The 22,923-nt window shown below is 50.3% G+C and carries 21 protein-coding genes; 16 read left to right on the forward strand and 5 right to left on the reverse strand.

Features of this window, described 5'->3' with window-relative positions; genetic code table 11:
* Positions 1–6: 6 nt before the first annotated feature.
* From CFI03_RS19260 to CFI03_RS19310, 11 genes are all read left to right on the forward strand, one after another.
* Positions 7–1,188: a GerAB/ArcD/ProY family transporter gene (locus tag CFI03_RS19260; protein ID WP_248758698.1), complete on the forward strand. Its 1,182-nt coding sequence runs from the start codon at positions 7–9 to the stop codon at positions 1,186–1,188.
* Between the two features lie 104 nt (positions 1,189–1,292).
* A complete protein-coding gene (locus CFI03_RS19265) occupies positions 1,293–2,084 on the forward strand; it encodes an NUDIX domain-containing protein (protein WP_248758700.1) in 792 nt (263 codons plus the stop codon).
* Between the two features lie 81 nt (positions 2,085–2,165).
* Positions 2,166–3,092 (forward strand): cysteine hydrolase family protein, encoded by a 927-nt coding sequence (locus CFI03_RS19270; protein WP_248758702.1) that lies wholly within the window; start codon positions 2,166–2,168, stop codon positions 3,090–3,092.
* A 26-nt stretch (positions 3,093–3,118) separates the two neighbouring features.
* Positions 3,119–4,618, forward strand: a complete 1,500-nt coding sequence (locus CFI03_RS19275; protein WP_248758704.1) for a nicotinate phosphoribosyltransferase — start codon at positions 3,119–3,121, stop codon at positions 4,616–4,618.
* A complete protein-coding gene (gene nadD / locus CFI03_RS19280) occupies positions 4,615–5,241 on the forward strand; it encodes a nicotinate-nucleotide adenylyltransferase (protein ID WP_248758705.1) in 627 nt (208 codons plus the stop codon). The genes CFI03_RS19275 and nadD overlap by 4 nt, the downstream gene beginning before the upstream one ends.
* Before the next feature lie 22 nt (positions 5,242–5,263).
* Positions 5,264–6,103 (forward strand): ammonia-dependent NAD(+) synthetase, encoded by an 840-nt coding sequence (gene nadE / locus CFI03_RS19285; protein ID WP_248758714.1) that lies wholly within the window; start codon positions 5,264–5,266, stop codon positions 6,101–6,103.
* Positions 6,104–6,290: 187 nt separating this feature from the next.
* Positions 6,291–7,373, forward strand: coding sequence for a LacI family DNA-binding transcriptional regulator (locus CFI03_RS19290; protein WP_248758715.1), 1,083 nt, complete (start codon positions 6,291–6,293; stop codon positions 7,371–7,373).
* A 259-nt stretch (positions 7,374–7,632) separates the two neighbouring features.
* Positions 7,633–10,410: a beta-galactosidase gene (locus tag CFI03_RS19295; RefSeq protein WP_248758716.1), complete on the forward strand. Its 2,778-nt coding sequence runs from the start codon at positions 7,633–7,635 to the stop codon at positions 10,408–10,410.
* A 52-nt stretch (positions 10,411–10,462) separates the two neighbouring features.
* Positions 10,463–11,428, forward strand: a complete 966-nt coding sequence (locus CFI03_RS19300) for an ABC transporter permease (protein WP_201007745.1) — start codon at positions 10,463–10,465, stop codon at positions 11,426–11,428.
* A gap of 11 nt (positions 11,429–11,439) precedes the next feature.
* Positions 11,440–12,354: a carbohydrate ABC transporter permease gene (locus CFI03_RS19305; protein ID WP_201007744.1), complete on the forward strand. Its 915-nt coding sequence runs from the start codon at positions 11,440–11,442 to the stop codon at positions 12,352–12,354.
* Between the two features lie 73 nt (positions 12,355–12,427).
* On the forward strand, positions 12,428–14,047 hold the full coding sequence (locus tag CFI03_RS19310; protein ID WP_201007743.1) for a DUF3502 domain-containing protein: 1,620 nt from the start codon (positions 12,428–12,430) through the stop codon (positions 14,045–14,047).
* 59 nt (positions 14,048–14,106) lie between these two features.
* Here CFI03_RS19310 and CFI03_RS19315 read toward each other — a convergent pair whose 3' ends face one another.
* On the reverse strand, positions 14,107–14,571 hold the full coding sequence (locus CFI03_RS19315; RefSeq protein WP_248758717.1) for a GyrI-like domain-containing protein: 465 nt from the start codon (positions 14,569–14,571) through the stop codon (positions 14,107–14,109).
* Positions 14,572–14,776: 205 nt separating this feature from the next.
* Here CFI03_RS19315 and CFI03_RS19320 point away from each other — a divergent pair, with 205 nt between their 5' ends.
* Positions 14,777–15,199, forward strand: a complete 423-nt coding sequence (locus CFI03_RS19320) for a universal stress protein (RefSeq protein WP_248758718.1) — start codon at positions 14,777–14,779, stop codon at positions 15,197–15,199.
* A 268-nt stretch (positions 15,200–15,467) separates the two neighbouring features.
* Here CFI03_RS19320 and CFI03_RS19325 read toward each other — a convergent pair whose 3' ends face one another.
* Both CFI03_RS19325 and CFI03_RS19330 read right to left on the reverse strand, forming a co-directional pair.
* Positions 15,468–16,262 carry a Nif3-like dinuclear metal center hexameric protein gene (locus CFI03_RS19325; RefSeq protein WP_248758720.1) on the reverse strand — a complete coding sequence of 265 codons (795 nt, stop codon included), beginning with the start codon at positions 16,260–16,262 and terminating at the stop codon, positions 15,468–15,470.
* A gap of 3 nt (positions 16,263–16,265) precedes the next feature.
* Positions 16,266–16,862, reverse strand: coding sequence for a YdeI/OmpD-associated family protein (locus CFI03_RS19330; protein ID WP_248758723.1), 597 nt, complete (start codon positions 16,860–16,862; stop codon positions 16,266–16,268).
* 147 nt (positions 16,863–17,009) lie between these two features.
* Here CFI03_RS19330 and CFI03_RS19335 point away from each other — a divergent pair, with 147 nt between their 5' ends.
* Positions 17,010–17,450: a GNAT family N-acetyltransferase gene (locus CFI03_RS19335; protein ID WP_248758725.1), complete on the forward strand. Its 441-nt coding sequence runs from the start codon at positions 17,010–17,012 to the stop codon at positions 17,448–17,450.
* A 22-nt stretch (positions 17,451–17,472) separates the two neighbouring features.
* Positions 17,473–17,997 (forward strand): hypothetical protein, encoded by a 525-nt coding sequence (locus CFI03_RS19340; RefSeq protein ID WP_248758727.1) that lies wholly within the window; start codon positions 17,473–17,475, stop codon positions 17,995–17,997.
* A 44-nt stretch (positions 17,998–18,041) separates the two neighbouring features.
* Here the strand turns inward: CFI03_RS19340 and CFI03_RS19345 are convergent, their stop codons facing one another.
* A complete protein-coding gene (locus CFI03_RS19345) occupies positions 18,042–19,853 on the reverse strand; it encodes a vWA domain-containing protein (protein ID WP_248758729.1) in 1,812 nt (603 codons plus the stop codon).
* A 7-nt stretch (positions 19,854–19,860) separates the two neighbouring features.
* The gene (locus CFI03_RS19350; protein ID WP_248758731.1) at positions 19,861–20,919 is read right to left on the reverse strand and encodes an AAA family ATPase; all 1,059 of its coding nucleotides are present in this window, start codon (positions 20,917–20,919) and stop codon (positions 19,861–19,863) included.
* 205 nt (positions 20,920–21,124) lie between these two features.
* Between CFI03_RS19350 and CFI03_RS19355 the strand changes: the two genes are divergently transcribed.
* Complete coding sequence (locus tag CFI03_RS19355) at positions 21,125–21,562, forward strand: hypothetical protein (protein ID WP_248758734.1); 438 nt, start codon at positions 21,125–21,127, stop codon at positions 21,560–21,562.
* 112 nt (positions 21,563–21,674) lie between these two features.
* Positions 21,675–22,913 carry an NO-inducible flavohemoprotein gene (gene hmpA / locus CFI03_RS19360; protein WP_248758738.1) on the forward strand — a complete coding sequence of 413 codons (1,239 nt, stop codon included), beginning with the start codon at positions 21,675–21,677 and terminating at the stop codon, positions 22,911–22,913.
* Positions 22,914–22,923: the final 10 nt, after the last annotated feature.

Consider the following 22,923-nt stretch of genomic DNA (forward strand, 5'->3'; position numbering starts at 1 on the left):
TTCGAAATGTCGATTTACTCGAATGCGAAAATATCGGTTAGACAGTTCACGATTTTGATTATGATCGGTACCGTTGGCGACTCGATTCTGATCATGCCCACGATTACGGCCGCCTCCTCCAAACAAGATGCATGGCTCTCGATGCTGCTTGCCTTTTTTGCCGGTATTATCACGGGAGCGTTATTCGCGGCTATTGCCAACAGGCTGCAGCGGATAAGCTTGTATGAAGCCATCCGGCAACGATTAGGCTTATGGTTCGGAGGCTTCTTTTTTCTTCTGTTTATCTTTTCCTCATTTATGTGCATCTTGACGCTGCTTAGCGAGATGAGCCAATTCATGACTCTGCAATTAATGCCGGAAACGCCGGTTAACGCGATTATTTTGTTTTTTGGGGCTGTCATTATTATCGCTTACCGCTATGGCATTGAGGCTTATGCGAGAATGGGAGAAATACTGTTTCCGGTCATGATGGGACTGTTTGTGCTTCTTGTCGTTCTGCTGATGCCGCAGATTAAATGGCCCAATATGCTTCCTATTATGGCGAGTGGGTTCTTGCCGATTATCAACGGGGCGCTTCCCGCGTATTGTACGGGATTTGTCGAAATGGCTGTGCTTCTTATGCTTGTTCCTTACGTTGAAGGCAACGGCAAGCTCACGAAACATATACTGAAAGGATTTATATTTGGTGGCATCGTCCTGTTTCTTATTGTTCTCCTTAGCGTACTCGTGTTAGGGCCGGCGCTTATGGAAACGAAATATTATCCGACCTTTGTGCTTGCCCAGAAAATTATGATTGGCCATTTCTTCGAGCGGATTGAGGCGGTTATGGCCTTTTTATGGATCATCACGGTATTCTACAAAACGCTGATTCATTTCTTTACTCTTACGACGGGCCTGGCGCAGGTATTTCAGTTGAAAGAGAGCAAGATGCTGACCATTCCACTTGGCATGATTCTGCTTGTCTGCACGGTGGTGGGTACGCCAAACATTACAACCTACAATCAGATTTTGATTAATTATTACCCTTGGTTTGATTTGACCTTTTTCCTTGTTCTGCCGCTCATCATGCTATTTCTTATGATGGCTATCAAGCAGAAGCCGCCGAAGGTGCAGGGACAGCAGCCGCAAGGGCAGCAGCCGCAGGGCCAACAAAATCAACAACAGCCGCAACAGCCGCAGAAAAATTAGGCGAATGATTTTCCAAAAAACACTTGTTCCTTCCGCGGGATCATGCTAATATGACAATATAAATAATAAAACATGAAATATGAAATATTATTGAGGTGACAGGAATGGCCCGTTACAACTCCGAAGAAGAAGTCCTCGCCCATTACGATCCGAAGAAATACCGGACACCGGATGGTTATACGAGCGATATAGCGGTATTTACGATCATTAGCGAGCCAATCGCGCCTAATAAGCCGCCGAAGCGGACGATGAAGCTGATGCTGATCCGCCGGGCACGGCATGACCATGAAGGAAGTCCGAATATTGAAGGCGGGAAGTGGGCACTGCCGGGAGGTTTTATCGACCCGGAGGAGGATGCCTACGAAGCGGCGAAGCGCGAATTGTCCGAAGAGACCGGCGTAGAGGGGATTCATATCCGGCATTACGGGGTCTATGACAAGCTGGGCCGGGATAAGCGGGGATGGATCATCTCCAATGCCCATTACGCGATTGTGCCGGAGGATTATCTCGAGAAACGCAAGGCGGCCGACGATGCGGAGGAGGTTGCGCTCTTTACGATCGAGGAGATTAAAGAGCTGGAGCTTGCCTTTGACCATCGCGAAGTGATAGCGGATGCTTACGAAATGATCCGAAAGGATATGCTGCTCTCGACGGTTGCGCGCAGCTTCCTGCCGCAGGAATTTACGCTAAGCGAGCTGCAAAGCGTGCTCTTAACCGTTACGGACAGCCCGAAGGTAGCGAAGTATTCGACATTCCGGAACCGTGCCGAACGCCTCCCGTTTATCGAAGTCGTTCGAATCGACGGCGAAGCCAAAACCACATCAAGAAACTCCAAGCGACCATCGATTTTGTACCGTTTCAAAGAGGGAGAACCTCTGGAGTCGATCTACTTCTAAAGGTATTGTCACAATACCTGTTCTTTTTAACTTTAATATTTCATAAAACATGAAATAAGGAATAAGAGGAGATGGCTAGCAATGACTACGAATAATGAGCTTGTTACCTCGTTTAATCGTTTGTTCCGGGAGGCCGAAATTGGCGGAAAAAGCAGCGCCACTATTAATGTTGTGCTGGCAGATGCGGCAAAAGAGCAGCTTCAGCCGGCTGAAGCGGATCAAGAGAAAATGCTTCTGCTGGTCATCGACCAGCAGAACAGTTTCATCGAAGGCGGGGATCTTGGGGTTCCCGGGTCGGTTCAGGATACCGTCCGGCTTGGAGAATTTATGTATCGAAATTTGCATAAAATCACACAAATCGCTTTGACCAAAGACGTCCATATGCCGCTGCAGATTTTTCATCCTTGCTGGTGGATAGACCGGAATGGCAAGCATCCCGCACCCGTTGAAACGGTCATTACGGCAGAGTCCGTTATAAACGGGGAGTGGACGCCGGTCTATTCGCCGGCGAGAAGCCTTGCGTATCTTCATGAGCTTAAGGCGGGAGGGAAGCGAGAGCTCCGGATCTGGCCTTACCACTGCCTGGAAGGAACAAACGGCGTGGAGTTCGAGAGCCAATTCATGAATCTCGTCTACTTCCACACGATGGCAAGAAGAAGCACGCCGGTTATTTTGGAGAAAGGGCAGGATCCGTTAAGCGAAATGTACGGCGCGTTCTATCGGGAGGATGGCGTGGCGAGCGATGCTAACCGGGCTTTTCTGGACAGCCTCACGGATTATCACAAAATTTATATCGCGGGTCAGGCACTCTCGCATTGCGTACTCGATACGCTGAAGCATATTTTGGAGCATCATGCCGAGAACCGGGCATTAACCGAAAGCATTCATTTGCTGACGGATTGCTCGAGCCCGATTCCGGGTACGGAAGCTTTAACGGATACGGCGATTGAGGAGCTAATTAAGCGATACGGCATTCAGCTTGCGACAGCGGAAGGCCTGACGATATAAGCATAAGCCTACGGAGGTAATGGGACATGGACAACGTACAGCAAATCAACAAATACGCGGACGACAGCCTTGCGCTGCACACGGACTTATACCAGGTTAATATGGTGGAGACTTATTGGGCGGAAGGAATGAGCGAGCGCCGAGCGGTTTTCGAACTCTTTTTCCGCAAGCTGCCTTTCGGTAACGGTTATGCGATCTTTGCGGGGCTGGAACGGATTATCGAGTATGTGCAAAGCTTCGGATTCACCGATTCGGACCTGGCCTACCTGCATGAAGAGCTTGGTTATGAAGAGGATTTCCTCGCTTACCTGAAGCAGCTTCGCTTCACCGGCAAAATTACCGCCATGCGCGAAGGAGAGCTGGTCTTCGGCAATGAAGCGATCCTCCGGGTGGAAGGCACGCTGGCCGAAGCCCAATTTATCGAGACCGCGTTGCTTAATATCGTAAACTACCAGACGCTGATCGCGACAAAAGCCTCAAGAATCCGCAATGCCGTTGGAGATGCTCCGCTTCTCGAGTTCGGCACGCGCCGAGCCCAAGAAATGGATGCAGCGCTCTGGGGCTCGCGGGCTGCCATTATCGGCGGCTGCGATGCGACTTCGAACGTGCGATGCGGCAAACGGTTTGGCGCAAAGGTATCGGGCACGCATGCTCACGCGATGGTGCAGGCGATGCTGGACGAATACGAAGCGTTCCTCCGTTACGCGAAGCGGCAGAAGCAGATGAACCGCAAATGCGTCTTCCTGATCGATACGTATGATACGCTCAAATCGGGCATTCATAACGCGATCAGAGTCGTGAAGGAGCTTGGCATCAAGGATCTGTTCGAAGGAGTCCGGCTTGATTCGGGCGACCTGGCCTATCTGTCGAAGGAAGTGCGCAAGCTGCTGAACAAAGCGGGTTTTAAAGAGACCAGAATATACGCTTCGAATGATCTCGATGAATATACGGTCCTGAATTTGAAGTCGCAGGGAGCGGTTATCGATGCATGGGGTATCGGAACAAAGCTCATTACGGCGTATGATCAGCCGGCTTTAGGCGCAGTCTATAAAATTGTGGCGATAGAAGATGATCATGGAAAAATGGTCGATACGATCAAAATTTCGGGCAATCCCGAGAAAGTGACTACTCCAGGAAGGAAAAAGCTGTACCGGATCATTAATCTGGTGAATCACCGCTCGGAGGGCGACTATATCGCGCTGGAAGAGGAGAAGCCGCAGGAGGAAGGACGCCTCAAGATGTTCCATCCGGTGTACACCTACATCAGCAAATTCGTAACGAATTACGAAGCGAGAGAGCTTCATGCGGATATTTTCGTAGACGGAAAGCTGGTTTACGAGATGCCCGGGCTTTATGAGGTGCAGACTTTTGCCAAAGGAAATCTGGAGCTGCTCTGGGACGAATACAAGCGGAACCAGAATCCGGAGGATTATCCGGTTGATTTAAGCCAGCGCTGCTGGGACAACAAAATGAATCTCATCCATGCGATGAAGGAGAAAGCGGAAGGAGTGGCCAAGGAGACATGAAGACAAAACCTCGGAAAATCGGCATCTACGGATCTTCTTTCGACCCGATCACGAATGTGCATTTATGGACGGCTTCGACGGTGGCGCACCGTAAAAACCTGGATTTAGTGATCTTTCTGCCTTCCTCCAGCATGCGCCATGACAAGAAAACGAACACTAGCGACGAGCATCGGGTGAATATGATTAAGCTTGCGATTCAGGATAATCCGAAGTTTGTTTTTGATCCTTACGAGCTTACGGTGCTTGCGGGCATGCAATACACATTCCATACGATGAGGCATTTCCGCGAGCAATATCCGGAGGATGAGCTGTATTTTATTATGGGCGCGGATCTTCTAGTCGATATCGCAGACGGCAAATGGTCGCATGAGAAGGAATTGATTGAGGAAAATAAGTTTATCATAATGGCACGTAATGGAATCGACATGACGGAAGCGATCTCCCGTTCGCCGATTCTCCGCAATCATGACGACGGACGGTTCCAGCTGATGAGCAAAGGGCTGGCCATGGAGATCAGCTCGACGTACATCCGGGATGAATTCAGCCGGGGCGGGGAGCCGAGATATTTGCTGCCGGATTCGTGTTATGACTATATTAAGCAAAACAGCTTGTACCGCATTTAACGATTAAAGGAGGCGCTTGGGGATGACCTTGCAGCAGCAAATTATTGAGAAATTGGGAGTAAAACCGCAGATTGACGCGCAGGAGGAAATCCGGAGAACGGTGGATTTTATTAAAGATTACGTAACCTTTGCTCGAAAAACCGCCTTGGTTCTCGGTATTTCGGGCGGACAGGATTCGACCCTTGCCGGCAAGCTTTGCCAAATGGCGATGGATGAATTAAACGACGAAGAGGGAGTAAAGACCTATCGTTTTATCCCCGTCCGGCTGCCTTACGGCAACCAAAAGGATGAGCAGGATGCGCAGGATGCGATCGCTTTTATCGGGGCCGAGGGCTTCATCACGATTAATATCAAGGCAGCCGTTGACGCCGGAGCAGCGGAATACGAAGCCCGGACAGGGAAGAAGCTGAGCGATTTCACGAAAGGCAACCGGAAGGCTAGAGAGCGGATGATCGCCCAGTTCGAGATTGCGGCGGAGGAGAATGGGCTGGTCGTCGGAACGGATCATGCGGCCGAGGCAATCACGGGCTTTTATACGAAATTCGGCGACGGCGCGGCGGATCTGACTCCGTTATACCGTCTCAACAAGCGGCAGGGAAGACAGATTCTGAAGGAGCTTAACTGCCCGGAGCATCTGTACTTGAAAACCCCTACCGCAGACCTTGAAGAGGATAAGCCGCAGCTTGCCGACGAAGTGGCTCTGGGCGTGACTTACGACGATATCGACAACTACCTGGAAGGCAAGGAAATTGGCGAAGACGAGCGGCAAAAAATCGAAAACTGGTATATCCGGACGATTCATAAACGGGAGCAGCCGGTGACCGTATTCGACCGTTGGTGGAAAAAGGTTGACGGAAAATAAGAGCTTGAAGGCACGAAGCCTATCCGGCATTCGCGAGAGTGGCGGGTAGGTTTTTTGTCATGCTGAGCGGCGTTAAAGGTATAGGTCGTTAATACTAAATCCAAATAATTGCAAGAGATTGTTTTTATTTTCGAAAAAATCTGCTATTCTACTGGTGATCAGCTAATGGATTGGGGAGTGATAACTTTTGAAACCGGTTACAGTATATGATATTGCGAAGGAAGCGAATGTATCGGTTGCAACGGTATCGCGGGTTTTGAACAATACGGCCCCCGTAAAAAAGTCAACGAGAGATCGCATCGTAGAATTGATGAACAAGTACCAGTTTCAGCCTAATGCATTAGCTCGAAGCCTGTCCAAGAAGGAGACGGGGATGATCGGGATTATATTGCCGGACATTACCAATCCGTTCTTTCCGTCCGTACTGGCCGGGTTTGAGCAAGAGGCGAGAAACAAAGGCTATACGTTCTTTCTATGCGATACCGTTTCGACAAACGGGGATTCGAAAGAGCAATACGAGCGCGAGTCGCAGTATCTCAGCCTGTTGATGGAGAAGCAGGTAGACGGCATCGTGATGATTGGCGGCCGGATTAACCTGGCCAAGCCTAGCGAAGCTATGGTCAATGAGGTTGTCGATATCAGCAAGCGCGTGCCAACTTTGCTGATCAACGGCCATTTGCCCGGGCAAAACATTCATTCCGTTTGCGTTGACGAGCGGGAGGGGGCCGAGCTTGCCACGCAGCATCTGATCGATCTCGGACACCGGGATATCGCCTTTGCCGGCGGCTACCAGAGCATGGCCAATACGCTTCAGCGTGTCCAGGGCTTTGTGAAGACGATGCAGAAAAACGGGCTTAAAGTACGGAAGGAATGGCTGCTGGACGGCGGCTTTACGGTGGAGAAGGGCAAGCTGTTCATGAATTATTTGCTTAGCTTGCCGGAGAGGCCAACGGCTGTGTTTTGCGCGAATGATCTGATCGCCATTGGTGCTCTTAAAGCTGCCTATAATGCCGGCTTGCGGGTACCGGAGGATCTGTCTTTGGTCGGTTTTGACGATGTTCCGTACGCATCCAACAGTATTCCGGAGCTGACGACGGTGTCCCTTAAGTGTTATGACATCGGGAAATACGCGGCCGAGCAGCTGCATAAGATGATTGCCAAAAGCAAGGTAAGCAGGAGGACAAAGCTGAGACCGGAGTTGGTCATTCGGGAATCAACGGCTCCCCCAATAGGCTCAAGCCTACATGGGCCAAATGGAATATTTAGATAAATATTTCAAAAAACTTTCTTGACAACGCTTTCATGTCTGATTTATTATCAAGGTGTCAAAGCAATGCACGGTTCGAACAAAAATGAAACCCGTTTCAATGCAATCGGCTATCATCATATTTTCCCATGAAATGCACGTAAGAATACCGTAAATATGACAGTTCATGTTGTTTCGGATCGAATGTGTATTTTATTTTTATCAAAAAATGAAACGGGTTTCATGAAACGGGATACATGTTATCGATCGGGGGTCGTCTAGAATGGGTTTGGATACACAGGCGATATCGGCAGTTCAGTTCGAGGCAGATGCAGTACGTATACACGGAGAACCCAAGCTGCTCTTAAGCGCCTCGCTCTTTTACTTCCGGATTCCGAGGCTGCTGTGGAAGGAACGGATGGAGCAGCTGAAAGCTTATGGCTACAACAGTATCGATGTTTACTTCCCTTGGAATTATCATGAACAGCGGGAAGGCGAATGGGACTTCAGCGGCGAGCGCGATGTCGAAGCCTTCCTCGAAGCGGCAAGAGATGCGGGGTTATGGGTGATCGCAAGACCGGGGCCTTACATTTGTTCCGAATGGGACGGAGGCGCGCTTCCTGCTTATCTGCTGGCGCAAGGCGTCGAGATTCGGCAGAATGATCCCGTATTTCTATCCCGGGTAGCTGCCTGGTTCGACTGGATCATCCCTCTTCTGAAAGCCTACCAAGCAGACGAAGGCGGAACGGTTATCGCGGTGCAGCTGGATAACGAGCTCGATTTCTATGATTGCAAGGATCCGAAAGGGTATATCGGCGCATTAAGAGATTTGGTATTGGCGCATGGGATTTCGGTTCCGCTGTTCGCCTGCGCCGGTCAAGGCGGATTGCTCCAAGCCGCAGGAATTGCAGAGGGAGTAGCCCCAACCTGCAACTTTTATCCGGATAACCGGGATCCCGAGTTCGAGCAGAAGGTGCTCCATTACGGCGGGCTTATGGAGGAGCTTGGTTATCCTCTCCTCGTAACCGAGACAAACCGCGCGCATTATCTGCTTCGCCGATTGCTCGGCTGCGGCGCTAAGCTGCTGGGACCTTACCTTCAGGTATCGGGTACGGATTTTGGCTTTACGAACGCTACGAACAATTGGGGTAAGCCGCTTGCTTTTATGACATCGGATTATGATTTCGGCGGGATGATCTCGCCGGAAGGGCATATCCGGGAGGAAGCTTACGAAGGCAGGCTGCTCGGCAGACTAATCGAAGCTTACGGAAGCAAGCTGGCAGAAGCGAAAGCAACCGGAGCAGCGGATGAGAATCTCATTCTCGCTGGTCAATGGAATAACATCGCCGGCCCGTATGCGCTCGACCTGAAGGACGGCGGCCAACTGTTGTTCGTGACGAATCTGGATGACGAGGATAAGGAACTTGCAATTGCCGGTTCGGATTCGTTTATATTGCGGGGAGGCCGATCGCTGGCTCTGCCGTATCAGGTTTCGTTAGCAGGCTGGGGATTGGAAGGGACATTGGAGCTATCGACAGCGGAGCTTTATTACGCGAAGCAGACGGCAGGTAAGGGGATTCTCGCTTTCCATACCGAAAGCGCCGGTGAAATTCGGCTCAGCAGCGAGGAGATAGCTGCCGTTGAATCGGAGAACTGCGCGACAGACATGCAGGATGGACGGTTAAACATCAAGTTTGACGGAACATCGGATGCTGTATGCCGGATCAATACCCGGAGCGGAGACATTTTGACAATTGCGATCCATGATAAAGTAAAAGCGCTTTATATGGATGATATGGATGAAGAAGGGTTATTGCACACCTGTTCATCAGAAGTTCAATCTGCTGATAAAGAGCAAACGGAGGTCAGCAATTGGCAGCTTAGCTCCTTGAATGGAGCGGAGCCGATGACCCTGCCAGAGTCAAGGCAATCGAGAACGGAAGCCGCATATCTGGAACAAAACGAAATTTATCGAGGGTATGGCTGGTACGAAGCAGCTGTTCCGGCTGACCGAGCGGATAAAGCAGAGGGTGTGCTGATCCAAAACGGCAGCGACGTCATTTCGCTTTACGCGGATGGCCATTACGTTGGAACTACGGTTCCCGGCGGCAGCAGCAGCTACCTCCCGTTAAAAGAAGGGCTGACGCAAGGCAAGCTGGTTGTCCGAACGGAAATCTGGGGACATTCCAACTTCGATGATTCCAGGCTGCCGGGCTTAAAGCTTAACGCTTTAAAAGGCCTCACAGGCATGACGCTAGTAACAAGGCAGCATGAAATGAGCCGTAATTGGAGCGTGTATCGCGCAACGGACCGAACAATTCGGCCGGAACTTACGGCAGAAGCTGACCGGAAGCTGTGGCCGGTTGTAAACCTGGGCGGCTGGCTATCGCCGGATCATCCCGCCTTCGAATATTACAGGAAAAGCTTTATTCCCGGAGAACAAGCAGACAGCTGGATCCTTCACTTCGAAGGGATGCAGTCGACGGCGAAGGTGTTTGTCGATGGGAAGCAGGCTGGTGATGTAGGACCATTTGATCCTTATCTTGATCTTTCCGGTTATCTCACAGCCGGGCAGCCAGCAGAGCTTGCCATCTTCCTCGAGAGAGTAATTGGTCTTCCCGCGGGAAGAAGAGCGGTCATGTATGAAGGAGTCAAGGCAGTGAACTGGGTGATCAGCGGGGCGGAGGAGCCCGAGCTATCGGCCCATGCGAATGCAGCTCGTTCACAGTCGCAGGCAACGGAGCTTCCCGTGCAGCTCGAGGCAGGTCAGACGGCATGGCTGTACAGCACCATTCCGAATTCGGATAACGGCAAGGGTTGGCGCGCAGCGGTTTCCGGATCGGGAATTAAGCTGACGGTGTTTCTCGAAGGACGAATCGTTGGACGGATTTGGACATCCGGTGGAGAGGACCGGCCGGTTATTACCGGCGGCAATCCGCAGTCGGTTTACTTGCCGGGCGTTTGGTTTAACAAGAAGGAAGGCGAGCTTGTCATCCTCTTGGAAGCCGTAGATCTAGCAGCGCCTTGCAGGCTGGATGCCATAAGGCTTCAACAGGTCTAGCAGGAAGATATAGGTCTGGAAATTAATTGGTAATGGGTAAGGAGGTCTTCACATGGAAAAGGTTATACAACCAGCCATCCAGAGCAAGCCGCGTACGGAAAGCTCAGGCAGGCTGAGACGATTTTGGAACAATAAAACTTTGCTTCTGATGTGTTTGCCGGCAATTGCATTCTTTATTGTATTTGCTTATCTGCCGATGCCAGGCGTGTATCTGGCGTTCATTCAGTACAATTACGCGGACGGCATATTCAAAAGTCCGTTTGTCGCCTTCGACAACTTCCGCTTCCTCGTTATGAATGGCGACCTGTGGCGGCTGACTTTTAATACCGTAGCGTATAACCTCGCATTTATCTTGCTGGGAAATTTGCTGCAAATATTCGTAGCTATCCTGCTAAACGAGCTGCGCCGCAAATGGTTTAAGAAAGTAGCTCAAACGTTATTGTTCCTCCCGCACTTTATCTCGGCCGTTCTGATCGGTCTGATCGCTTACAACATTCTCAGCTATGATTACGGCTTGCTGAACCATGTACTTGCATCTCTCGGCATGGATCCGGTCAAAGTGTACTCCAATTCTCACGTATGGCCGTTCATTATCGTAATAACCTACTTATGGCAGTCAACAGGTTACGGTTCCATCGTGTACTTCGCAGCTATTATGGGTCTTGATAACGAGATCATCGAAGCTTCCGAAATCGATGGTGCAAACGCTTTCCAACGGATCATTTACATCGTTATTCCATGGCTTAAGCCAACGTTCATCATCTTGCTGCTGTTCTCGCTCGGCGGCATTATGAAAGGCAACTTCGGTTTGTTCTACAACTTGGTTGGGGCAAACAATACGGCCTTGTACTCGTCGACGGATATTATCGAAACTTACGTATTCCGTTCGCTTATGACGAACTTCAACTTCTCTATCGGCAGTGCGGTTAGCTTATATCAATCGGTATTCGGCTTCGTGATCGTTATAACGGCCAACTGGCTCGTTAAAAAGACGTCGCCAGAAAACTCGTTATTCTAGGGGGTGCTGACATGGAAGAGAATATCGTAGAATCCAGAAGCATTCGGACAGATGCGAGCGAAGTCATTGTCAGAACGTTTGGTTACGTCGTGATTTCCATCTTTGCGCTTTGCTGCTTGCTGCCGTTCCTTCTCATTCTGGGAACTTCGTTTACCACGGAGTCGGCGATCAAGAAATTCGGCTTTAACTTCTGGCCGAAGGAATTCAGTACCTTTGCTTACAAAATCGTATTCGAGAATCCTGACATCATCGTAGGTTCTTACATTGTAACGATTCTGCTTACCGTGGCCGGTACGGCTATTGGCTTGTTCCTTGTAGCGATGACCGGTTACGCGCTGCAGCGTCCGGACTTTGGCTACCGGAACGGAATCTCGTTCTTTATTTACTTCACGACTTTGTTCTCCGGCGGTCTTGTTCCGTTCTACCTGCTGGTAACTCAGTATTTGAGCCTGAAGGATAATTATTTAGCCGTCTTGCTGCCGGGGCTTCTTAGCCCGTTCCTGATCATTATGATGAAAAGCTTCGTTCGCTCCATCCCGCATGCCATTACGGAATCGGCCAAAATCGACGGAGCAGGGGACTTTACGATTTTCCTGCGGCTGATCTTGCCGATGACGACTCCGGCCCTTGCGACAATCGGTTTGTTTATCGCGCTTGGTTACTGGAATGAATGGTATAACTCGATGCTGTTCCTGTCGCCGAACATGGAATACCGTCCGCTCCAGCTCTTCTTATATAACGTTGTTACCAGCGCCGACTTTGTTCGCAACTCCGCGGCAGCCTCCAACGTCTCGCTTCGGGATGTGCCGCTCGAGTCCATGAAGATGGCAACGGCCGTTGTTGCAACCGGACCTGTTATCCTGTTCTATCCTTTCGTGCAACGCTACTTCATTAAAGGTATTACGGTAGGCGCAGTTAAAGGTTGATGTGCCGAAGGCCACAGGGCCTCTTCACATAACGGGCAAAGCCCAAATTATTATAAACAAAGGGGAGACGTGCATGTTTAAGAAAAGTTCCGCAATCTTGCTCTCTATTTTGATGGCTTCCAGCTTGGCAGCCTGCTCCGGTAATAACAACAAAGATAATAAACCAGCAGACTCCGCTAAACCAAGCAACAACGCAAGCACCAACACGGAAGGATCAACAAACACAGGCGGCGATGCCGCGGTTGACACTTCAAAGTTCGTTAAAATCACTTATATGGTGCTTGGCAACAAGCCGACAAACGGCCAATTCGAAAAAGTTCTTGCCGAAGTGAATAAAATCATGAAGGAAAAAATCAATGCCGAGCTGGAATGGAAATGGATCGAATGGACGGACTGGCAGACGAAATACAACCTTGCGCTTGCTTCCGGCGAACCAATCGACCTGATTACGATCGGTACCGACTGGCTTGATACATGGGGCAACGCTCAACGCGGCGCCTTCATGAACCTGGATGATCTGCTTCCTAAATATGCGCCTCAGACCTATAATTCGATTCCGCAAGAAGATTGGGCGGAGTCCAAATACAACGGTAAAATCGTCCTCATTCCTGAAGATCAATATACGCAATGGGTTAACCATGGCTTCTTCTACCGCGGTGACTGGGCAAAAGAAGCAGGCATTACAGAGCCGATTAAAGACTGGGAAGGCATTGGCAAATATCTTCAATACATTAAAGACAACAAGCCTGACGTAATCCCTTGGGATGCGGTTTCCGGAACAAGCACATTCGGCGGATTTGATACTTCCTACACGGATAACCTTGAACTGCCAATCTCGACAGGTTACCTGCCGGTATTCACGACCAAATCGTATGACGAGAAATATACCGTTAACAGCCCTGTCTTCGAAGATACCATGGTGAAATACGCAACCATGATGAAAGAATGGGCAGACAAAGGCTTCTGGCGTGAAGACGTACTGAACAACAAAAACGATACTCGTGCATCGCTGCGTGCCGGCCTGACAGGTTTGGATCAGCATCATACGCAAACCTTTGGCGGTCTCCGCGTTCAAATGGATAAAGACCAACCGGGTTCCGATCTGCAAATGTTCCCGTTTGCCCGCCAAGGCGGCAACAACCTGCTTGAGCTGTCCATCACTCACGGCGGTACTTCCGTTGGCGCACACAGCAAAAACCCTGAGCGCGCTTTGATGGCTTACGACCTGATCCGCAACGACGAGCAAATTTACCACCTGCTCAACTACGGTATTGAAGGCGTACAGTACGAAGTCAAAGACGGCAAACGTCAACAACCAGCTGGTTATGACGAGACAAAAGACGGCTTCTACTCCGACTTCTGGGGCGGCCGTGTCGACAAATTCGAGATTCCTAGCGTAACGACATGGGATCAACTCGAAGAAACCTATTATGCTGAGTATGACAAAATCAAAAAACCTTACCCTTACGGCCAATTCGTATTCGACAAAACGCCGGTTGAAGCCGAGCTGACAGCGATTACGCAAGTAACGGGCGAGATGGGTCCAGCTATCGCTTACGGTAAAGCAGGCGATCCAGTCAAAGCGGTTGAACAATTCCGCAGCAAGTTGAAAACAGCAGGCTACGATAAAGTTCTTGCCGAGCTGCAAAAACAAATGGATGCATTCAAAGCAAAAATGGAATCCGGTCAATAAGCGGTATAGGAAACCGGGATTCGACGCCAAGCGTCGGATCCCGGTTTTTTTAACTTTGCTTAGCCCGGAATAAGGATATCGATACGGGAATCCTGCCGGTCCAAGGAATAGATGTCTTTCCAATACTCGATATCGATAGGCCTAGCACCAAGCGTGTTATTAATATAATCATACGTATCGCCAATCTCAGATTCCGGGCCTTCATGAATGATCTTCGTATATTGTCCTGAAGGTAAAGTATAAGTGGTCATGTCGGCGGGAATATTCTCAAAAGCGTTTACTTCGAAAGCAACCACATGCTGGTAGGGAGTGTCATGCGTCCATTGGCCATCCTGGTTATAGATCTGAATCAAATAAATGCCTTCCTTATTCCGATTCGGCAGCTCATTCCTGCGTTCCGCCAGCTGCTCGCGTAATACGCCAACAATTCGCGACTGCAGAACGTTGTTAAGGCTTTCCCTAATGGAATAGCCAACCAGCTTGAGCTCTTTCTGATAAATCCTGTCGACCTGATAAGTACGCAAAATGTTTACCTCCCCATACATGGTAAATATAACCATAATTAGGATAACGAATATACGTTCGCTTGTAAAGGGTTAGTTTTGATCGTAACGTTTACGTTGACGTTAATATTATAGAGGAGTATGCTAATTATAGAAGGAAGGTTTGAACAAGCTTGGAAGTGGGTATTAAAAAGTTAGGGATTACATTTTGAAGGAGGCATCTCTTATGTACAATCATATCCTTGTTCCCGTCGACGGTTCGCAGCAGGCCAGCAAAGCTCTTGATCACGCGATCCATTTGGTGAAGGCGATCAATGCGCCGGTACGGCTGTCTGTTATCCACGTTACGGGACGCGTCGCAATGAGTCAGGCTTTTGTTTATGTGGATGTGGGGGAGATGCTGGAGAAGGAAGAGAATGAAGTGCTTTCCGCGGCCGCTGCTCAGCTCAGAGACTCCGGAGTAGATTACACGCTGCTTAGAGCGGACGGCGATCCGTCCACTCTGATTTGCAATACCGCGAAGGAACGGAACTGCGACCTGATCGTTATGGGCAGCCGCGGCGTGGGACTTGTCTCGGAAATTCTGCTTGGCAGCGTCAGCCACGGAGTATCCCAGCATGCTCACTGTCCGGTCCTGCTTGTAAAATAATAGATGTTAAGCTAAAAAGGCTGCCCGCGGGCAGCCTTTTTTCGTATTTGGTCCCTTTACGATGTGGCACATCGTTAAGAGATCGGAAGATGAGCTTTCGTTGATGCTTAACGATATGGCACATCGCCAAGGCGTCGGAAACAGACCGAATTCGCACCATATCGTGCAAAAGCAGCGCTCTTAACGATGTGCCGCATCGTTAAGACGCCGAAAAAGTAGCAGCAGTCAGTCGTTAACGATGTGGCACATCGCGAAGCACTAGTCTCCCCTACACAATCCTGAAAATCGGCTGGATCGGGAAAAACTCCACCGGGACTTCCGGATACCGCAGCTTCAATTCCTCGCTTAACGCGCGCATGCCCGGCTCTTCGCTTTCCGCGTGGCCCAGAGTGAGCAACGCTTTTGCCCGGCCTTGATGCGCGGCATCCCGGATATATTCCGGCGTTTCCCATTCCGGACCTTCCCCGACGATAAGCAGATCGAGGTTATGGTCGCGCATAAACGGAATAGCGGTTGAAGCGCCTCCCCGGTAACCAACCAGTATACCCGCACGGCTGACAGGAGTGGAGATTTCGCCCGTTATCCGGAGGAAAGGCATGCCAAGCTTTTGCTTCACATGCGCGGCAACCTCCGCGACCGTAGTCGACGGAAGCTCAAGAATGGCGGCGATCGGCAGCATTTCCGCCAAGCTTGATTCCCATTCCAACGCGGACAATAAGCCTGTCATAATAATGTCCGGCTGCTTACGGTGACAGTAATCATGGTATCGGAAAATCGCGATTCCGCTCTCATCAATAAGCTGCAGCTTTTGCGCAAAAACCGGATCGTTCCCGATCAGCTGTTCATCATGCCGGTGATTGTAGGAGAGAGGTTCATGCGTGATCAGAAGATTAGCTCCCGCCTCGGCTGCTTGTTCAATCACCTGTTGGGTTGGCATGAAGGACACGGCAATACCGGTTACTTCGGCATCGGGCCTGCCGGCCATCAGAACATCCACCGTGTCAGGAATCGGGGGAACCGATGATCGCAAGGCGTCTATTACGGTCTGAACCTTTATCGGCATAAATTACTTTCCTTCCTTTTTGCTTGGATAGATTTTCTCGCCCTTCTCGAGCATCTCGATAAATTGCTGAATTTTCTTCACCCGCGTTTCCTGCTTTTTGACATTGTGAATGCGGAACAATATCGCGTACCTGTTCTGCTTGTCCAACGTCTCGAAAAACTGCCCGGCCTTCTCGTTGCGCGCCAGCTCAAGGGCGAAATCCTCCGGAACGGCAGCGTTAGACTGCGACTCGTACGCTTTATCCCATAAGCCGTTCTGCTTGGCTATTTCGATGGCCTTAAGGCCGCTTGGCTGCATTTTTCCCGCGGCGATAAGGACTTCGACTTTATCTTTATTGATCTGCGACCAAATGCTTTTTGCACCTCTTGGCGAAAAACGCTGAATCCAGCTTTCTTCGTCATGCTTTCTTTTATGGCTGTCGATCCAGCCGTAGCATAAGGCAACGTCCAGCGCTTCATGGTAAGTAACCGAGGGGAGGGACGCATTTTTTTTCGAAATCTGCAGCCAGATGCCGGGTGACTGATCGTATTGCTCGGCGAGCCATCGCTCGAAAGCCGGCTGGTCCGGGAAGTGGAGAATAGGCAGCTCTTTTGTGCTCATTGTACAAAACTCCTTTATGCCGGTTCCTTCCAATATTATAGCATTGCTGAAGCAACCGTATAAGTCTTGAGTTTACAAACTTTTCCTATAAAATGAGGGTACCACCCGCGTATACGGCGGGGATGAGCGAAAGCGGGGAGCGGACCAATGAGCCAAGTTAGAGCTATTCGGGAGCATGAACTGCAGGAGCTTCTGGATTTATACCGTCATTTGATCCCGAACGATCCGGAGCTCCAGGCTTCGGATGTTCAAGAATTGTGGAGTCGGATCCGGGAGGATCGCAACATGCATTATCTGGTTGTAGAAGCGGACGGTCGGATAGCGGCAGCCTGCGTGCTGATTATTATTCCGAATTTAACAAGAGGGGCAAGGCCATACGGACTGATCGAAAACGTGGTTACCCATTCCGATTTCCGCAGGAAGGGCTACGGAACCGACGTATTGCGGGAGGCGCTTGCTATCGCCTGGAAGCAAAATTGCTACAAGGTGATGCTGCTGACAAGCTCCAAACAAGAGGGTACCCTCTCTTTTTACGAAAAGGCCGGTTTTGTAAAAGGAATCAAAACGGGATTTATCGCGAAGCCGTAACCGGAAGGTTAGGAGGGTTAAATTGAAACCCGCTAAACGATTAACGAGCATGATCGTGTATGGCTGCCTGATCATCATAATCGGAATTGCCGCCGCAGCAGGCATATGGTATCGGCAAACGGAGCCGCTTAATACCGACGGGCTGTCCACCTTTACGCCCCCTGACGGAAAACCTCCGGAGTATGTTGTTGGTCTGGTGAACAAGGGTCTCCGGAAAATCGACATCGTTAGCGTAACGATTAACGGAGCTTCCCCATCCGTCCCCGTGCAGTTAGGCATTACTTATGATTCCGGACAGTTTGTGCAGGTGATGCCTGAGCCTGTTCCGGAAATCGAATTTATGGGAATACACGATTCATCCATTTACCCGGCTCTTGCCGGTGACGAGTTAAAGAAGGCTATTATGAAAAAAGCCCATACGCCCATTCTTTACGGAATTCGTTTTTCCGCTGAAGAGGGGTTGGTCCACAGCGTTACGGTTAAATATAAGTATCTGGGGTTTACGAAAAAGCTTACGGTTACGAGATGGTTTGATAACAACCGCTAAGCTTATACCAAGCTACGTAAGGTTTAGAGAGAAGTAAGCTAACGTTAATCAATCCGGAACACGGGGCCTTTCGGATAAAAGGGCAGATGCTTGCCTTTCGGCAGCAGATAAGCATGATCCCGCTTAACGCGCAGCCGGTCGCATTCGCCGTCGGTGATGATCAAGATCGGGCCGTTTTTCGGAAAATCCTCGGCACGCTCCAGAAGATCGATAGCCGGCTGCAGAATGGTGCCTCCGCGTCCCTTTACCTTCACCCTGTCGCTGATCAGATCCGGAGACATATAACCGGCGTCATACGGGGCGGCATCGCAAAAGATAATGCGGGCCATCGGCACGTCGCGGGCTGCGGAATAACTGGCAATGGCGCCAAGGCATTTGGCAAGCAGCTTTTTATCCATGGAGCCCGATGTATCCAAAATAACACCAAACGTCCGCCCGTCCTCGGCGCTGCCCGAGTCGACCCATAGCGGCCTTGGAATATCCGGCGTGGAAGACTGGCGCCTCGAGACGCGGGAGTAGGTCCGCTTCTTCTCGAGCGGCGTGAAATAGTGGTCAAACCATCTGGCGAGCTCAACATCCCATTTGATCGGGGGCTGGCCTAAGGCGCGGATCTCCTCCACCAGACCGGAAGGAAGATAACCGCGGCTCTGTTCTTCGTGATAGATCAGGCCTTGCTGCATCGCATTGCGGCAGAAATCGTCCAGACGTTGTCCTTCGCGGGCATCCCGGAATCCGGGCGACCCGTTATCTAAAATATCGCCTAATCCGTTTCCGCGCAGCGTCGCCAGCTTGCGGTAAACCCGTATGTCGGCGACCATCCGGTCATAGATCGATTCGGCGCTAAGCCCCTTCAGCTCGGGATCCAGCATTAAACCTACGCGCGGATATTCCCCGATCTTCATCTCGACAAGCCAGAGATTAATAACATAATCGCAGGCGATATTCCATAAATAATGGTCGCGCCCCATGCAGCGCTCATGATGCTGGAGTCCGGCGTGCAGAAGCTCATGCGCCATGACGAAAAGCGTCTCATCATCGGTAAGTCCGGCAGCCGTATTCATGTAAATGACTTGGTCAACGACATTAATCGCGGCAATAGAGATTTGGAGCCGCTGGCAAATCTGTACATCCTCAATAAGCTTAAAACCGGCGGCAAGCGCCCCAAGCAGCGGATAGTGATCGATAAACCAGCGCTTGGCTCTGGCTGCGGCGGTAAGCGAAGCCGATTCCGAGGTGATCGAGTCCAGGTGTCCGCCGGCCACGCTGACCGCTCTCGTCACGGCGTTTGCCAAACCTTTTGCCAAATAAGCTTCCCAATCCGGTTCCTTGCCGGAGTAATGATAAGGATAATATTCTTTATCGTTATACTCCATATCGCTTACGGAAGGGCCGGCCATGCCAACGAAGTTTAGCGCCGGAGGCAATCCGCGCTCCATGAAATAGGAGTACAGCTGCTGCTCATCCCGTACCGGAAGATCGAACCTTGTTTCCATATCGGCAGGCGGAGTTCCTATTTTCAAATCTTGAAGAAAGCGGGCTACATAAACATCGCAGGCGCCATTCCAATAATGCGGCTTTTCGTGTTTGACCTTGAAATGCCCCAGCCCGAGATGCAAAAGACAATGGGCGAGCACATAGATCCACTCGGATGTTTCTCCGCGTCTTTTGGGATGAAGGTAGATCGTTCCGCGGAGCGTAACTTTAGCCCATCCTGCTTCAGGGTAAGGGGAGCTTTCTTGCCGGATGATGCGGACGCGGGAAGAGAGCGGCGAGAAAATCGGATGATCGGATATGTACTGAATAGCCTCGTTTACCTGTTTTGTGGCCGGATCTGCTATTTTTGTTTTTTTGGGCATCGGGCAATCACCGGTCCTTCACTGCAAGTCTAGGCAAGTCCCGGACGATCTCAACCATCAGCCAATCCGGAATATTGTCCTCCTGCTCATGCTTGGCTACGACCATTTGGGCAATTTCAAATGAGATCATGCTCAAATCCTTGATCAGCTTTTTGGCGTTATGCGCAAATTGACGATGAGACTCTCGAATTTGCTCTTTATGAGCCGGCAGCTCTTTGACGATCTGGGAGCGGAATGCCTGGGCAAGGAAATAGAGAACGTCTCGGTCCTCCGGATCAGCAGGGAAACCTACTTTTCCTTCTATAATCTGATTCAGCTGATATTTGCTGCTCCGATTTTTGTAAAAGGCTTTAAACTGTACGGCGTGTGCGGGAGTAAGCGCACCGCTAGCCAAAATGCCGACAAGCTCGGGCGTAATCGCATCTCCGAATTCATGCAGCGCATCCGAGAGCATATGCCAGGAGCGTGGTGTCGAGAAGGTCTCTTCGCTCTTAGGCGGAGCGCTCCATAAATGATCGGGTCTCGTCTCCAAGTACTCGATCACGGTCGGATGCAGGGATGCTTCGTAAGCCCAGCCGATCCAATCTTTGAACGAGACATTTAACTGAACATGGAACATCCGGTTAATCAGGGCGGAGCTCATCGGTTTGACAATGGCGCTGTCCTGGGCGCGGTTGCCTGCACCGATTACGATCGAGCCTGCGGGCAAATGGTAATCTCCAATCCGGCGTTCGTGGATCAGGCTGTAGAAGGCTTTTTGCACTTCCTGCGAGCAGGCGTTAAGTTCATCGAGGAACAAGCAATAGGGTTCATCGCGGGCAATCATGGCCGGAGGACAAAATTGGCTTTTGCCGTCTCTAATTTGAGGAACGCCGATAATATCTTCAGGCGCCAGCTGCGAACCAAGAAGGGATACGCAGGGGAGACCCACTTGCTTTGCGAATTTTTCGACAAGCGAGGATTTTCCGATACCGGGTGCTCCCCAGATAAAGACGGGACGGATAACGGAGACATTAAGCAAAACATCCATCAACTGCGTTGCAGTTACGGGTGAGGCAATATACATAGACAACTCCTTGCAGCGTTTATTTTCTAAACCGATTATAGCAAAGAGGGGTTGTACCCATAAGAGAAGAAACAGTTATACTTGTATGTTATTTAATGCCAATAAGGAGGTTAATTAGAAGTTGAGAGGAATCATTGTTTTACTAGCCGTATCATTCATGCTGTTAAGCGGATGCTCAAAAGGGGGATCGGGAGATTCTTCGTTAATGGATGATATTAAGCGCAGCATGGATAAGGCTAAGGTGAAGGCTGACGAGATCGTTCATGTGGAAGTCGTGAAGGACGGTTACCAGGTTTTTTATCGCAATGGCGAAGGACTTAACACGGGATTTGTGGAAAATGACGCTGCCGCAAAATGGACACCATTTTCACAGGAAACAAATAATCTAAACCCTGAAACCGGCTTATCCTGGAGCGCGAATAATAAAGAAAACCTGCATTTGTACTTCTTCTATGGTGCTATCACCAATCCGGATATTGCCCGGGTGATCACGAAGAAACCGGACGGATCGCTTGAAAAATCAGCCAAAATCGTAACAACCGAAAGCGGCGTAAGACTGTGGTTCAGCTACTACGACAAGCAGGTCGACGCGCCGATGGACATCATCGGATTAGACAAAGACGGAAAGGCGATCTATCCCTGAGTGATTCCTTTCACATATCGTTCTGATTTAGTGTGATTGGAATCACACCAACGGGATGCCATTCTTCCGTATACTTTGAACATAACAAGTTGAAGAAAGCGGGGAGAGCTTCATGCTGAATGAAAAAACGATAGCCATTATTAAATCGACTGTACCGGTGCTTGAGGTTCATGGGACGGCTATTACGAAAAGGTTCTATCAATTATTGTTTGCCAGTCATCCCGAGCTTATGAATGTATTTAACCATGCCAACCAAAGACAAGGCAAACAGCAGACCGCGCTTGCGAACACCGTTTATGCCGCTGCCCTCTATATCGATAAACTTGAAACCATTCTGCCGGCCGTGAAGCAGATCGCGCACAAACATCGGAGCCTTGGCATTACGGCAGACCAATATCCGATTGTCGGCCAAAACCTGCTGCAGGCCATTAAAGAGGTGCTGGGCGATGCCGCAACCGACGAGATTCTGAATGCATGGGCCGAAGCTTACGGCGTTATCGCGAATGTGTTTATCAGCGTGGAAGCGGAGATGTACAAGGAAGCCGAAGAGCAGCAGGGAGGCTGGGCGGGTTACCGCGCATTCCGTATCGAGCGCAAAGTTCAGGAGAGCCATGTGATTACCTCCTTCTACCTGGTGCCGGAGGACGGCGGAGCGATTGCAGCATTCGAGCCGGGTCAATACGTAAGCGTAAAGATGAGCATTCCCGATCAGAAGAACACTCATATCCGTCAGTACAGTTTATCGGATGCGCCAGGCAAGCCGTATTACCGGATCTCGGTCAAAAGAGAGGATTCGCAGCCAGGCAAGGATGCCGGCGTTGTCTCGGTCTACCTGCATGAGCAGGTGAAGGAAGGCGATGTGCTCTGGCTGTCCGCACCGGCCGGTGATTTCACGCTTGATCTGAAGGATACGCGTCCAGTGGTATTGATCAGCGGCGGGGTTGGCTTGACGCCGATGGTCAGCATGCTCAATACGCTTGTGGATACGAACTCCGACCGTCCAATCACATTCATTCATGCGGCGCAAAACGGGCAACTCCATGCCCTTAAGCAGCAGGTAGAGGAGAAGATCGGTCAAGCAGCGCAAGCCAAAGCTTTCTGGTGCTATGCGCAGCCAACGGAGCAGGATGCGGGAACTTACCACAAAGAAGGTTATGTCGATCTTCCGTGGCTGCAGGAAGTTATTCCGTCCAAGGATGCCGTTTACTACTTCTGCGGACCAACGCCGTTTATGGCTCATATCAACCGCCAGCTTCTCGAATGGGGAGTTCCCGCGGCAGATATTCATTACGAATTTTTTGGACCAAAGGGCAGCCTGGATGAGGCGGAAAAAGAACCCGTTGCCAAGTAACCGGCTGCTT

The sequence above is a fragment of the Paenibacillus sp. ATY16 genome, assembly GCF_003399985.2.
GTDB lineage: Bacteria > Bacillota > Bacilli > Paenibacillales > Paenibacillaceae > Pristimantibacillus > Pristimantibacillus glycanilyticus.

Coding starts and splice junctions, on each gene's coding strand:
- CFI03_RS19260 (WP_248758698.1), top strand. CDS start 7: ATGTCGATTTACTCGAATGCGAAAATATCGGTTAGACAGTTCACGATT.
- CFI03_RS19265 (WP_248758700.1), top strand. CDS start 1,293: ATGGCCCGTTACAACTCCGAAGAAGAAGTCCTCGCCCATTACGATCCG.
- CFI03_RS19270 (WP_248758702.1), top strand. CDS start 2,166: ATGACTACGAATAATGAGCTTGTTACCTCGTTTAATCGTTTGTTCCGG.
- CFI03_RS19275 (WP_248758704.1), top strand. CDS start 3,119: ATGGACAACGTACAGCAAATCAACAAATACGCGGACGACAGCCTTGCG.
- nadD (WP_248758705.1), top strand. CDS start 4,615: ATGAAGACAAAACCTCGGAAAATCGGCATCTACGGATCTTCTTTCGAC.
- nadE (WP_248758714.1), top strand. CDS start 5,264: ATGACCTTGCAGCAGCAAATTATTGAGAAATTGGGAGTAAAACCGCAG.
- CFI03_RS19295 (WP_248758716.1), top strand. CDS start 7,633: ATGGGTTTGGATACACAGGCGATATCGGCAGTTCAGTTCGAGGCAGAT.
- CFI03_RS19300 (WP_201007745.1), top strand. CDS start 10,463: ATGGAAAAGGTTATACAACCAGCCATCCAGAGCAAGCCGCGTACGGAA.
- CFI03_RS19305 (WP_201007744.1), top strand. CDS start 11,440: ATGGAAGAGAATATCGTAGAATCCAGAAGCATTCGGACAGATGCGAGC.
- CFI03_RS19310 (WP_201007743.1), top strand. CDS start 12,428: ATGTTTAAGAAAAGTTCCGCAATCTTGCTCTCTATTTTGATGGCTTCC.
- CFI03_RS19320 (WP_248758718.1), top strand. CDS start 14,777: ATGTACAATCATATCCTTGTTCCCGTCGACGGTTCGCAGCAGGCCAGC.
- CFI03_RS19325 (WP_248758720.1), bottom strand. CDS start 16,262: ATGCCGATAAAGGTTCAGACCGTAATAGACGCCTTGCGATCATCGGTT.
- CFI03_RS19330 (WP_248758723.1), bottom strand. CDS start 16,862: ATGAGCACAAAAGAGCTGCCTATTCTCCACTTCCCGGACCAGCCGGCT.
- CFI03_RS19335 (WP_248758725.1), top strand. CDS start 17,010: ATGAGCCAAGTTAGAGCTATTCGGGAGCATGAACTGCAGGAGCTTCTG.
- CFI03_RS19345 (WP_248758729.1), bottom strand. CDS start 19,853: ATGCCCAAAAAAACAAAAATAGCAGATCCGGCCACAAAACAGGTAAAC.
- CFI03_RS19350 (WP_248758731.1), bottom strand. CDS start 20,919: ATGTATATTGCCTCACCCGTAACTGCAACGCAGTTGATGGATGTTTTG.
- CFI03_RS19355 (WP_248758734.1), top strand. CDS start 21,125: ATGGATGATATTAAGCGCAGCATGGATAAGGCTAAGGTGAAGGCTGAC.
- hmpA (WP_248758738.1), top strand. CDS start 21,675: ATGCTGAATGAAAAAACGATAGCCATTATTAAATCGACTGTACCGGTG.